The organism is Photorhabdus machadonis, from assembly GCF_052657765.1.
In genome coordinates, this window is record NZ_CP199761.1 from 5,087,684 (window position 1) to 5,100,442 (window position 12,759).

Genomic DNA, 12,759 nt, shown 5'->3' on the forward strand with positions numbered 1-12,759 from the left:
TATGATGATATTAATCATCAGTGTCGGTATAGTCATCAGAAGAATCAACCTGAGGCTTACCACCTGACAGGGTATGAAAACGTTTTGGACGACTAATCCTTGCCAAATATTTGGTCCATACTTTTTCTTCCATCGTCACAGGCTGACGTTCACCCCGGCAAACAGCAACAAACAGTTTTTCTATTTCTGTTTGAGGTTCACGTTTACCGAGATCTAACTCATTGAACGCATGACCATGACGCTCTAGCAATTGCGCCTCTTTAATGGTGAAATCGCCATGGCGGGAAAACCCGCGAGGATAATGTTTGTTATCAAAAAAACGATTAGTCGTGATGAAGCTTTCGGCCATCTGACACACTCCTAATTCTATTACTGTTACTATCATGCTAATTATGGCGCGGAGTATTAGATAGGCCTGGCGTTCTGTAAAACAAAACATTTAAATCTTAACGATAAAAATTATTGGAGAAACATGTGGACACCGAATTACTGAAAACCTTCCTGGAGGTCAGTAAAACTCGTCACTTTGGTCGGGCAGCCGAATCACTATACCTGACACAGTCAGCAGTCAGCTTTCGCATACGCCAATTAGAAAACCAATTAGGTGCTAATCTTTTCACACGTCATCGCAATAACATCCGGCTTACAGCCGCTGGCGAACGCCTTGTGCCGTATGCAGAATCACTGATGAATACCTGGCAGTTAGCTAAAAAAGAGATAACACATGCATCTCAACATACGGAATTGACAATTGGCGCTACCGCATCATTATGGGAAGCATATTTAACTCCTTGGCTACAGGATTTCTATAAAAGACATCAGGAACTAAGATTAGAATCCCGGATTTCTACGCGGCAATCCCTTGTTAAACAACTTCATTCGCGTGAGTTAGATCTACTAATAACGACTGAACCACCTAAAATGGATGAGTTCCAAAACTTGTTATTAGGGAATATTTGCCTGAAATTATTAACAACAGAAGAAAATCTGAAATACCAAGTTGAAAACTACATCAAATTAGAATGGGGAGCTGATTTCCATCACCAAGAACAACGGATTTTAAAAAGTGAACAATTGCCCATCATCACAACCACTTCAGCACATATAGCTCGCCAACTGCTCAATAGTGTCAGAGGAACCGCCTTCCTACCAATACACTGGCAAAACGAATATTCAGAACTTGTCTCTTACCCAAATACTGAACTAATTGAGCGCCCATTATACGCTATATGGCTACAGAACAACGATCAACAAGCATTGATTCAGCAACTATTAAAAATACCTGTCATCAATACTTCTACAAGAGATTAAGAGACATTTTATGCAACTCATTCAATTAGTGGATCTATGTTCTGCAAGATTTCCAGATAGGAGTGTTACACGGAAACAGAAACCAAAATAGTAACAGGAAACGAAATCTTAGATCACGCAGGAGGCGGGATTACTTTCGCCATCCTTCCACATATTCCCCTGTTTGCCAAATAATCTTCACCTACTACACACTACATCATGGTTTAAGGCTGTGACTTGAATCAGAAAACCCAGAACCACAGTGAAGAAGTGTAAGGGATTTTGAATAACTTACTAAACGAACCTATCCTCATCGTCTGGATACTCAATACTCTTACCTTGCTATTCGACTTAGATAACTTTCATTTTAAACTTTAAACCGAACTTCATTTAATAAGAAAACTGTCACGATTAGAGTGTTCACTAAATAACTTTCCAAAATAGTGCTCCACTTCGTACAACGCTTTGTGTAGCAAGGGTTGTGCGCTATGCATAGCAGAGCGATAAGTTAGTGCTGCCTATCAAGCATCAGACTTGCACTACTCGGACATTAATCAAATAGACCAACTGTATCGGTATTATGAAAAGCTATTTAGACTTAATTGACAAAAATCCCTTAAACATAATTAACTCAGAAAAATTTCACAGCAAAGTCGATAATTTTTGTTAACAATTTGTACGCTAGTAGTATCAGTAATAAGTTGAGAATATATTCAGACGTACCAACCGCCTAGCTTCTCCCTTATAAACAAGATCTCGAAATATTATATCTTTCACTTAGCTATCCCTCTATTTACCACCATGTAAGACCTATTTATAGATGAAATATGTAAGAACTCACACTGATAATAAATATCCATAAATGAATAAAAAGGAAATATTTTATTACTATGGGAGTGGATAATACTGAAAAAATATTATCTAATTGAAACGATGTTTATTACGTTAAGAAATATTTCTCAAATAGAATACTTAAACTGATCAGTTTCCTATTAGGCGGTAGACGTATTGATCACCTACACCTTCTAACCCCAAAAAAAGCCTAAATCTACATGCCGCTGAATTAATTCATGAAAAGATACTTGACAAAGACAATAAAGAATATGCTGTTATAGTTTACTCTTAGATACGAGTCCAACATTCTGGTCAAAATTAAGATAATAAACTAAATAACTTTCCAAAATAGTGCTCCACTCCGTACAACGCTTTGTGTAGCAAGGGCTGTGCGCTATGCATAGCAGAGCGATAAGTTAATGCTGCCTATCAAGCATCAGACTTGCACTACTCGGACATTAATCAAATAGACCAACTGTATCGGTATTATGAAAAGCTATTTAGCAACACCCTTTAATTGATCCGTCAAGAGATGCCTCTCGGTATGTAAAAGTGACAATAAAGATATTAAGTTTAAATAAATTTTTGTTCGTTAAATCAATATATTGTGTCTAGCTAATATTTCCCTTGCCAGATACCCAGAAGACTTTTTCCTCTGAGCCACTCCTTAACTATCATGGTCAAAAAATAACATCTGCCAAGGTGATATTGTATTCATTATGCACAGTGCAGATAAGAAAAAACCCAGCTACATAGCTGGGTTATCAATATTGCGAACTACCTTAGTTATTACTTAGTTTGTAACTGGCAGGGGCGGAGAGACTCGAACTCCCAACACCCGGTTTTGGAGACCGGTGCTCTACCAATTGAACTACGCCCCTAAATAAGGTGGCGGTGCGGACGGGGCTCGAACCCGCGACCCCCGGCGTGACAGGCCGGTATTCTAACCAACTGAACTACCGCACCACCGAATTTCTTGTCTTCTATGTCATTATCACAACATAAAATTTCAATGCCTATCAGGGCAGCCTGCGAACGGCTCTTCTGCCATTCGTCCTTCGGAACGCCGCTTTACACGACGTTTAAAATCACTCTCAGCGATTTGGTCCGACTGTCTACCCACTACACTCCGTGTCATTCTTCATCACACAAAGCTAAATTAAAGCCTGGCAGTTCCCTACTCTCACATGGGGAGACCCCACACTACCATCGGCGCTACGGCGTTTCACTGCTGAGTTCGGCATGGGGTCAGGTGGGACCACCGCGCTATCGCCGCCAGGCAAATTCATTCCATTCCAACCGTGATACCCGCCTTTAACAGCTCGCACCACCATCAGAACCAATCCGGTCAACAAGCTAAAATTCTTTTCGTCTCTCTCACCAAAACACCTTCGGTGTTGTAAGGTTAAGCCGCTCGGTTCATTAGTACTGGTCAGCTCAATGCATCGCTGCACTTACACACCCAGCCTATCCACGTCTTCGTCTTAAACGTTCCTTCCGTGACCTTAAAGTCAAGGGAAGACTCATCTCAAGGCAAGTTTCCCGCTTAGATGCTTTCAGCGGTTATCTCTGCCGCACTTAGCTACCGGGCTATGCCATTGGCATGACAACCCGTACACCAGCGGTGCGTCCACTCCGGTCCTCTCGTACTAGGAGCAGCCCCTTTCAATCTTCCAACGCCCACGGCAGATAGGGACCGAACTGTCTCACGACGTTCTAAACCCAGCTCGCGTACCACTTTAAATGGCGAACAGCCATACCCTTGGGACCGACTTCAGCCCCAGGATGTGATGAGCCGACATCGAGGTGCCAAACACCGCCGTCGATATGAACTCTTGGGCGGTATCAGCCTGTTATCCCCGGAGTACCTTTTATCCGTTGAGCGATGGCCCTTCCATTCAGAACCACCGGATCACTAAGACCTACTTTCGTACCTGCTCGAGCTGTCACTCTCGCAGTCAAGCTGGCTTATGCCTTTGCACTAACCTCACGATGTCCGACCGTGATTAGCCAACCTTCGTGCTCCTCCGTTACGCTTTGGGAGGAGACCGCCCCAGTCAAACTACCCACCAGACACTGTCCCCGTTCCGGATCACGGAACTGGGTGAGAACATCGAACATTCAAGGGTGGTATTTCAAGGATGGCTCCATGCAGACTGGCGTCCACACTTCCTGGCCTCCCACCTATCCTACACATCAAGGCTCCATGTTCAGTGTCAAGCTATAGTAAAGGTTCACGGGGTCTTTCCGTCTTGCCGCGGGTACACTGCATCTTCACAGCGAGTTCAATTTCACTGAGTCTCGGGTGGAGACAGCCTGGCCATCATTACGCCATTCGTGCAGGTCGGAACTTACCCGACAAGGAATTTCGCTACCTTAGGACCGTTATAGTTACGGCCGCCGTTTACTGGGGCTTCTATCAAGAGCGTCGCGCTTACGTGCTAACCCCATCAATTAACCTTCCAGCACCGGGCAGGCGTCACACCGTATACGTCCACTTTCGTGTTTGCACAGTGCTGTGTTTTTAATAAACAGTTGCAGCCAGCTGGTCTCTGCGACTGGCTTCGGCTCCGGATGTTTCTTCCTTCACCTGCTGCCAGCGTGCCTTCTCCCGAAGTTACGGCACCATTTTGCCTAGTTCCTTCACCCGAGTTCTCTCAAGCGCCTGAGTATTCTCTACCTGACCACCTGTGTCGGTTTGGGGTACGATTCAATGTCACCTGATGCTTAGAGGCTTTTCCTGGAAGCCGGGCATCAACCACTTCACCGCCGTAGCGGTTCGTCATCACGCCTCAGTGTTACAGCAGAACGGATTTGCCTGTCCTGCCCACCTGCACGCTTAAACCGGGACAACCGTCGCCCGGATGGCCTAGCCTTCTCCGTCCCCCCTTCGCAGTCACATTCAGTACAGGAATATTAACCTGTTTCCCATCGACTACGCTTTTCAGCCTCGCCTTAGGGGTCGACTCACCCTGCCCCGATTAACGTTGGACAGGAACCCTTGGTCTTCCGGCGAGCGGGTTTTTCACCCGCTTTATCGTTACTTATGTCAGCATTCGCACTTCTGATACCTCCAGCGCGCTTCACAGCACACCTTCGACGGCTTACAGAACGCTCCCCTACCCAACGACACCTTAGTGTCGCTGCCGCAGCTTCGGTGCATGGTTTAGCCCCGTTACATCTTCCGCGCAGGCCGACTCGACCAGTGAGCTATTACGCTTTCTTTAAATGATGGCTGCTTCTAAGCCAACATCCTGGCTGTCTGAGCCTTCCCACCTCGTTTCCCACTTAACCATGACTTTGGGACCTTAGCTGGCGGTCTGGGTTGTTTCCCTCTTCACGACGGACGTTAGCACCCGCCGTGTGTCTCCCGTGATACCATTCTTCGGTATTCGCAGTTTGCATCGGGTTGGTAAGCCGGGATGGCCCCCTAGCCGAAACAGTGCTCTACCCCCGAAGATGAATTCACGAGGCGCTACCTAAATAGCTTTCGGGGAGAACCAGCTATCTCCCGGTTTGATTGGCCTTTCACCCCCAGCCACAAGTCATCCGCTAATTTTTCAACATTAGTCGGTTCGGTCCTCCAGTTAGTGTTACCCAACCTTCAACCTGCCCATGGCTAGATCACCGGGTTTCGGGTCTATACCCTGCAACTCATGCGCCCAGTTAAGACTCGGTTTCCCTGCGGCTCCCCTAAACGGTTAACCTTGCTACAGAATATAAGTCGCTGACCCATTATACAAAAGGTACGCAGTCACCCCCATAAATGAAGGCTCCCACTGCTTGTACGTACACGGTTTCAGGTTCTGTTTCACTCCCCTCGCCGGGGTTCTTTTCGCCTTTCCCTCACGGTACTGGTTCACTATCGGTCAGTCAGGAGTATTTAGCCTTGGAGGATGGTCCCCCCATATTCAGACAGGATACCACGTGTCCCGCCCTACTCGTTGAGCTCACAGTGAAGAGGGTTTAGTGTACGGGACTTTCACCCTTTACTGTGCGACTTTCCAGACGCTTCCACTCACCCCTTCACTGATGCAGACTCTGGGCTGCTCCCCGTTCGCTCGCCGCTACTGGGGGAATCTCGGTTGATTTCTTTTCCTCGGGGTACTGAGATGTTTCAGTTCCCCCGGTTCGCCTCGCTTGACTATGAATTCATCAAGCGATAGTGCAACGGATTGCACTGGGTTTCCCCATTCGGACATCGCCGGTTATTACGCTTCATATCAGCTTACCGACGCTTTTCGCAGATTAGCACGTCCTTCATCGCCTCTGACTGCCTAGGCATCCACCGTGTACGCTTAGTCGCTTAACCTCACAACCCGAAACTGTCTCGGCTTGCGGATTGTTGAGAGACTCATCAATAACCCCTCGGGGAGGTTATTGACTGTATTCAATTTTCAGCTTGTTCCAGATTGTTAAAGAGCTTTTATCGGTAAGCCGACTTCATCACAAATCCGCTTAACGATAACACGACAACGGCTTTCACCCGTCATCACCGCAAGTGGCGTCCCCTAGGGGATTCGAACCCCTGTTACCGCCGTGAAAGGGCGGTGTCCTAGGCCTCTAGACGAAGGGGACACAATGGCCGGCTTCGCAGACGCGTCTTGCTCTACTTTTATCAGACAATCTGTGTGAGCACTGCACTCAACTGCATCTCAGGTAAGGAGGTGATCCAACCGCAGGTTCCCCTACGGTTACCTTGTTACGACTTCACCCCAGTCATGAATCACAAAGTGGTCAGCGCCCTCCCTTAGGTTAAGCTACCGACTTCTTTTGCAACCCACTCCCATGGTGTGACGGGCGGTGTGTACAAGGCCCGGGAACGTATTCACCGTAGCATTCTGATCTACGATTACTAGCGATTCCGACTTCATGGAGTCGAGTTGCAGACTCCAATCCGGACTACGACAGACTTTATGTGTTCCGCTCACTCTCGCAAGCTCGCTTCACTTTGTATCCGCCATTGTAGCACGTGTGTAGCCCTACTCGTAAGGGCCATGATGACTTGACGTCATCCCCACCTTCCTCCGGTTTATCACCGGCAGTCTCCTTTGAGTTCCCGCCATCACGCGCTGGCAACAAAGGATAAGGGTTGCGCTCGTTGCGGGACTTAACCCAACATTTCACAACACGAGCTGACGACAGCCATGCAGCACCTGTCTCTCAGTTCCCTAAGGCACTTCGCTGTCTCCAGCAAATTCTGAGGATGTCAAGAGTAGGTAAGGTTCTTCGCGTTGCATCGAATTAAACCACATGCTCCACCGCTTGTGCGGGCCCCCGTCAATTCATTTGAGTTTTAACCTTGCGGCCGTACTCCCCAGGCGGTCGATTTAACGCGTTAGCTCCGGAAGCCACTCCTCTAGGGAACAACCTCCAAATCGACATCGTTTACAGCGTGGACTACCAGGGTATCTAATCCTGTTTGCTCCCCACGCTTTCGCACCTGAGCGTCAGTCTTCGTCCAGGGGGCCGCCTTCGCCACCGGTATTCCTCCACATCTCTACGCATTTCACCGCTACACATGGAATTCTACCCCCCTCTACGAGACTCCAGTCAACCAGTCTTAGATGCCGTTCCCAGGTTAAGCCCGGGGATTTCACATCTAACTTAATTGACCGCCTGCGTGCGCTTTACGCCCAGTCATTCCGATTAACGCTTGCACCCTCCGTATTACCGCGGCTGCTGGCACGGAGTTAGCCGGTGCTTCTTCTGCGGGTAACGTCAAAATACAACCCTGTTCAGGTTATACCCTTCCTCCCCGCTGAAAGTACTTTACAACCCGAAGGCCTTCTTCATACACGCGGCATGGCTGCATCAGGCTTGCGCCCATTGTGCAATATTCCCCACTGCTGCCTCCCGTAGGAGTCTGGGCCGTGTCTCAGTCCCAGTGTGGCTGGTCATCCTCTCAGACCAGCTAGGGATCGTCGCCTCGGTAGGCCATTACCCTACCGACTAGCTAATCCCATCTGGGTTCATCCGTGGGCGTGAGGCCTTTTCAGGTCCCCCACTTTGGTCTCGCGACATTATGCGGTATTAGCCACCGTTTCCAGTGGTTATCCCCCGCCCTCGGGCAGATCCCCAGACATTACTCACCCGTCCGCCGCTCGTCAGCGAAAGTGCACGCACTTTCCTGTTACCGCTCGACTTGCATGTGTTAGGCCTGCCGCCAGCGTTCAATCTGAGCCATGATCAAACTCTTCTATTAAAAGCTTGATGCTCAAAGAAACTGACTGTTCATTCGTAATGAATTCACTGTTGTTCACTCTTCAAGACTTTAAAACGTATTTTTTTGTGATACGGTCTTGTGAGTGCCCACACAGATTGTCTGATTAATTGTTAAAGAGCAGGCTGAAATAAAAATTGATATTCTCGTTCAGCCGGGCTGCGTATATTACGCTTTTCGCCCGCAGAGTCAAGCGCTTATTCACTTTACTCTGCCTGGCCTCACACGTTTTGTCAGCGTTGTGTCGGTCAGTGGTGGCGCATTATAGGGAACCCAGATTTTTACACAACACTTTTTTTTAGATTTATCGCCAATAGGTTGCTTATTGCTCTTTTTGAGTTGAATTTAGGCGATGATAGCCAAAATCAATAAGCTTTTTCCATTGCATACTGGTGTTTTCCTCACTAGGATCCCGTTAAGGATAAGAGATCTCCATTTCTTCATTAGAGGTATATATGTCTGGAGTGTTACGCAGTTACCTTGGTACTCAACCTAAAATTGGCCAGAAAGTTATGTTAGATCCATCTAGTGTGATCATTGGTGATGTCAGACTTGCTGATGACGTCAGCATATGGCCTTTAGTTGTCATCCGTGGCGACGTTAATTACGTATCTATTGGCACACGTACGAACATTCAGGATGGTTCTGTATTACATGTGACACACAAATCTGTTGATAATCCCGATGGTTTTCCTTTAATTGTTGGGAATGATGTCACTATCGGGCATAAAGCTATACTCCATGGTTGCACTATTGGTAATCGAGTGCTCATCGGTATGGGTTCCATCCTACTTGATGGTTCAGTTATTGAAGATGACGTTATTATTGGAGCAGGCAGCTTGATAGCCCCAGGAAAAATATTAGAAAGTGGATACCTTTATGTCGGTAGCCCCGCTCGTCGGATCAGAAAACTAAAACCTGAAGAATTAGAAATCCTATGTTATTCAGCAAGCAATTATGTTTGCTGGAAAAATAACTACCTGCAAGAAGGTAATATATAACGTCCTAAATGATCATCATCCCCGTTATTGATTAACGATTCAAATTCCTCTTCAAGATCCCAACGATTTTGTCGGAAAAGATTTAATGGATGATGATCTTCCCCATAACGGTATAAAAGATCCCTAGCACTCATAGCACAGTGAACCAATGACCCATTTACCAACGCGGGAAAAATGACTATCTGCTGTTGTTCGTCCCACTCTTCTCTATCAGGAAACTGGATAGATTGATTCAAAAATGTAACTCCTGTTCCAATGTTAACAGCACAGGTGCAATTTCTGGCAGTACACCATGCCATAATTTAAATGAATGAGCGGCCTGTCCTACTAACATCCCTAATCCATCAGCATAACGAGAAACACCATGTTTTTTGGCAAAGGAAATGAAAGGCGTCAAATTAGCCTGATAAAACATGTCATAACAGACACAATTTTCATTAAATATTAATGGAGATATCGCAGGAATCTCACCATTAATACCGGATGCAGTCGCATTGATAATAAGATCAAACTCAGGGCTATTAAGTGTTTTCATCTCAACGGGTCGAATGTTACCTATTGGCGAAAAATCATTAGCGATCTGAATGGTACGACTGAACGTTCGGTTTGTCATTGTAATATCACAACCAAATTCTAATAATGGAGATAAAACACCTCTGGCACCACCACCAGCCCCAATTATTAAAATATGCTGTCCCGGAGTAATAAACTCAAGCCGTATCAAATCTGCTAACAATCCTATACCATCCGTGTTATCACCAAGCAGTTGATTATTATCTAACAATTTCAAGGTATTGACTGCACCACTGAGTCTTGCCCGCTCAGTCAATTCATTTGCCCTGATAAATGCCTGCTCTTTAAATGGCACAGTAACATTAGCTCCCCCCCCCCCTTGTTGAAGAAACATATCCAATGTCTCTTCAAATTTACCTATTGGCGCTAAAATCTTCCCATAACAATGTGCAATACCTGTTTGATCAGCAAATAACTGATGAATACGGGGTGATTTACTGTGCGTAACAGGATTACCAAAGACAGCGAATTGATTCATATGTATTCTACCCTTGACGATAAAGCTCACCAGTTAAAGCGTCCCGAATTTCGGAAGGATTTTTCCGCCCTCCAACATCACCATCTAACACAGAAAGTTTATCCCCAAACTGTCGTCTGACTTCTTCTGCTGTTCGACATGGTTCAAGACCATTTAAATTTGCACTGGTCGATACCAATGGTTTTCCATAAAAAGTACATAACTGTTTCACCAAAGGATGATCACTAACTCTAACAGCCAAAGTGGAAAATTGCCCAGTCAACCATTTAGATGTACCGACTTTTGCAGGGATCACCCAGGTTACAGGCCCAGGCCAAGAAGCAAATATAACTTCTTTTTGGTATTCTGTTAGAAGATTATCATCAAGATATGGCTGTAATTGTCTATAATTATCTGCAATAAGAATCAACCCTTTTTGCCACGGGCGCTTCTTTAATGTAAGTAGTTCATTTACTGCTCTTTCACTATCAGGATCACATCCAAGCCCAAAAACAGCTTCAGTTGGATAAGCAATAACTTTTTCTGATTTTAGCGAAGTTAATACTTTTTCAAATGCAAGTGATACTTCATTACTCATTTTATTACTCAATTTAATTTATTTGCTGTTTTCCACACAACTTACTAGCACAAAACAACTTTATACCTTGTGATGTGCGTTTCTCCATCAATAATGGATAGAAACAAAACACACATTCACCAACAACTGGCTTATTATTTAATACAAACTGGCAGTTGGGGTAACGGTTACATGCGTGAAAAATTTTTCCGAAACGTGATTTTTTTTGGAGTAGTTGCCCTTGTTTGCATTGGGGGCAGGCTATCGACGTCTCATCCGGTTTATCAATCAGTGCCGTATATTCGCATTCAGGATAACGACTACAACCAATGAACATTCCATAACGCCCTTGACGTAAAACTAAATTAGCTCCACATGCAGGACATAACTGCCCTTCAAGTTCTTTTACCACATGCCCGTTACTTTGCCCTTTTAATGAGCGAATATATTGACATGATGGATAACTAAAACATCCAAGAAATGGGCCATGAATGCCATTACGAATAACCAAAACAGAACCACATTCAGGACAATTTTCAGTTTCATTAGTGGAAAAAGGAACCATTTTTGCCATATCATTTTCACTTGAAATTTATACTCATATGATGATGCTAAGCAAGACTTTGAGTATTCAGTTAACTAACTCACGCGCACATAACCACCAGCAACCACAGCCACCTTACCTAATAATTCTAGTTCAAGAAGCCTTGTCATTACCTCAGCTATAGGTAATGCAGAACGTTGCGCAATAATATCAACTGGCGTTATTGCATCACCTACGTTAACCAGCACATCAGCAAATGGCAACTCAGTTTGCTCAAACTGGGGTTTTACTTCTTCCTTTGTTCTTTCCATATGTAACCATTGTAGTGAACTGTAAACATGTTCTACAATATCCATTGCATTTGTAGCCAGATATGCTCCCTGTTTTATCAACCAGTGATTCCCTTCACTGACTGAGCTCCCCAAAAACCCTGGTAATGCAAATACATCCCTTCCCTGTTCAAGAGCACAACGAGCTGTAATTAATGAACCGCTGTTTTGACTCGCTTCTACAACAATAACTGCCGAACTTAATCCACTGATAATTCTATTTCTTTTAGGGAAGTTTTTTGCGCGTGGAGGAGTATCCGGAAAAAATTCAGAAACAAGGGCTCCCCCCTCCTCTATTTGCTTTGCTAATAATCCGTGTCTATAAGGATAAATCTGACCAAGACCGCTACCTAATACAGCTATTGTTTGACCACCACTATCCAGCGCAGATCGGTGACAAATACCATCAATACCAATAGCTAAACCACTAGTAATAACTAACCCATGTCCAACCAATTCACTTGCAAAAAATTTTCCCCATTTCTCTCCATAATAGCTTGCTGCCCTGCTCCCTACCATCGCCACCTGCTTCTTTAAAAGAAGATCTGATTTCCCTGACACAAAAAGCGCAAGAGGTGGAGTATGTATTTGCTTTAATAGTGGTGGATACAAAGGATGAGAATATGTCAATAAATGACGTTCCGGCTGTTCCAACCATTTTAAACATGAAGCTAGCAAGGTTTTATTCGCTTTAGTAAATTGCAAACATTGTGCTGATGTTAACCCACTATCCTTGAGTACGGTGAGATAACGATTCCCAGCATGCAATAATTTCTCTGTAATATTTGCTGCTTTTTCTGTTGCTAAATGAGAGATCATCTTCATTCGCAACCATATTTCCATAGCTTCCATGTTGTCATCCTGACTAAGATTGACGGACAAAACCAAACTGCTCAATTAGCAATCAATACTGTCAATCTAAACGAGAAAT

8 protein-coding genes, 3 tRNA genes and 3 rRNA genes are annotated in these 12,759 nt (G+C 45.0%); 2 read left to right on the forward strand and 12 right to left on the reverse strand.

The window, feature by feature from the left end; genetic code table 11:
• Nucleotides 1–10 precede the first annotated feature (10 nt).
• Nucleotides 11–349: a DUF413 domain-containing protein gene (locus ACUN2T_RS24420; protein ID WP_021322838.1), complete on the reverse strand. Its 339-nt coding sequence runs from the start codon at nt 347–349 to the stop codon at nt 11–13.
• A gap of 125 nt (nt 350–474) precedes the next feature.
• On the opposite strand from ACUN2T_RS24420, the gene hdfR reads away from it, so the two are divergent.
• Nucleotides 475–1,311, forward strand: a complete 837-nt coding sequence (gene hdfR / locus ACUN2T_RS24425) for an HTH-type transcriptional regulator HdfR (RefSeq protein ID WP_445495481.1) — start codon at nt 475–477, stop codon at nt 1,309–1,311.
• A gap of 1,618 nt (nt 1,312–2,929) precedes the next feature.
• Here hdfR and ACUN2T_RS24430 read toward each other — a convergent pair.
• The 6 genes from ACUN2T_RS24430 to ACUN2T_RS24455 form a co-directional block, all read right to left on the reverse strand.
• Nucleotides 2,930–3,005, reverse strand: a tRNA-Trp gene (locus ACUN2T_RS24430).
• An 8-nt stretch (nt 3,006–3,013) separates the two neighbouring features.
• Nucleotides 3,014–3,090, reverse strand: a tRNA-Asp gene (locus ACUN2T_RS24435).
• A gap of 198 nt (nt 3,091–3,288) precedes the next feature.
• A 5S ribosomal RNA gene (rrf, locus tag ACUN2T_RS24440) occupies nt 3,289–3,404 on the reverse strand.
• Nucleotides 3,405–3,525: 121 nt separating this feature from the next.
• Nucleotides 3,526–6,436 (reverse strand): 23S ribosomal RNA (locus ACUN2T_RS24445).
• A gap of 190 nt (nt 6,437–6,626) precedes the next feature.
• A tRNA-Glu gene (locus tag ACUN2T_RS24450) sits at nt 6,627–6,702 on the reverse strand.
• Nucleotides 6,703–6,784: 82 nt separating this feature from the next.
• Nucleotides 6,785–8,329, reverse strand: a 16S ribosomal RNA gene (locus ACUN2T_RS24455).
• Together the 16S, 23S and 5S rRNA genes with 3 tRNA genes alongside form the textbook arrangement of a ribosomal RNA operon.
• 473 nt (nt 8,330–8,802) lie before the next feature.
• On the opposite strand from ACUN2T_RS24455, the gene ACUN2T_RS24460 reads away from it, so the two are divergent.
• Nucleotides 8,803–9,348 carry a gamma carbonic anhydrase family protein gene (locus tag ACUN2T_RS24460; protein WP_445495482.1) on the forward strand — a complete coding sequence of 182 codons (546 nt, stop codon included), beginning with the start codon at nt 8,803–8,805 and terminating at the stop codon, nt 9,346–9,348.
• On the opposite strand, the gene ACUN2T_RS24465 is transcribed toward ACUN2T_RS24460, so the two are convergent.
• The 5 genes from ACUN2T_RS24465 to dprA form a co-directional block, all read right to left on the reverse strand.
• The gene (locus tag ACUN2T_RS24465) at nt 9,324–9,584 is read right to left on the reverse strand and encodes a DUF1488 family protein (protein WP_445495483.1); all 261 of its coding nucleotides are present in this window, start codon (nt 9,582–9,584) and stop codon (nt 9,324–9,326) included. The genes ACUN2T_RS24460 and ACUN2T_RS24465 overlap by 25 nt on opposite strands.
• The gene (aroE, locus tag ACUN2T_RS24470) at nt 9,581–10,399 is read right to left on the reverse strand and encodes a shikimate dehydrogenase (protein WP_445495484.1); all 819 of its coding nucleotides are present in this window, start codon (nt 10,397–10,399) and stop codon (nt 9,581–9,583) included. Before aroE ends, ACUN2T_RS24465 begins: the two co-directional genes overlap by 4 nt.
• A 7-nt stretch (nt 10,400–10,406) precedes the next feature.
• Nucleotides 10,407–10,976 (reverse strand): L-threonylcarbamoyladenylate synthase type 1 TsaC, encoded by a 570-nt coding sequence (tsaC, locus tag ACUN2T_RS24475; protein WP_445495485.1) that lies wholly within the window; start codon nt 10,974–10,976, stop codon nt 10,407–10,409.
• 13 nt (nt 10,977–10,989) lie between these two features.
• Entirely contained in the window at nt 10,990–11,529 is a 540-nt protein-coding gene (locus ACUN2T_RS24480) for a topoisomerase DNA-binding C4 zinc finger domain-containing protein (RefSeq protein ID WP_445495486.1), read from the reverse strand.
• Nucleotides 11,530–11,594: 65 nt separating this feature from the next.
• On the reverse strand, nt 11,595–12,680 hold the full coding sequence (gene dprA, locus ACUN2T_RS24485) for a DNA-protecting protein DprA (protein WP_445495487.1): 1,086 nt from the start codon (nt 12,678–12,680) through the stop codon (nt 11,595–11,597).
• Nucleotides 12,681–12,759 lie beyond the last annotated feature (79 nt).

Bases quoted from the DNA above. Each gene is read 5' to 3' on its own strand.
- ACUN2T_RS24480 (WP_445495486.1), bottom strand. From the start codon at position 11,529: ATGGCAAAAATGGTTCCTTTTTCCACTAATGAAACTGAAAATTGTCCT.
- ACUN2T_RS24460 (WP_445495482.1), top strand. From the start codon at position 8,803: ATGTCTGGAGTGTTACGCAGTTACCTTGGTACTCAACCTAAAATTGGC.
- tsaC (WP_445495485.1), bottom strand. From the start codon at position 10,976: ATGAGTAATGAAGTATCACTTGCATTTGAAAAAGTATTAACTTCGCTA.
- ACUN2T_RS24420 (WP_021322838.1), bottom strand. From the start codon at position 349: ATGGCCGAAAGCTTCATCACGACTAATCGTTTTTTTGATAACAAACAT.
- aroE (WP_445495484.1), bottom strand. From the start codon at position 10,399: ATGAATCAATTCGCTGTCTTTGGTAATCCTGTTACGCACAGTAAATCA.
- dprA (WP_445495487.1), bottom strand. From the start codon at position 12,680: ATGGAAGCTATGGAAATATGGTTGCGAATGAAGATGATCTCTCATTTA.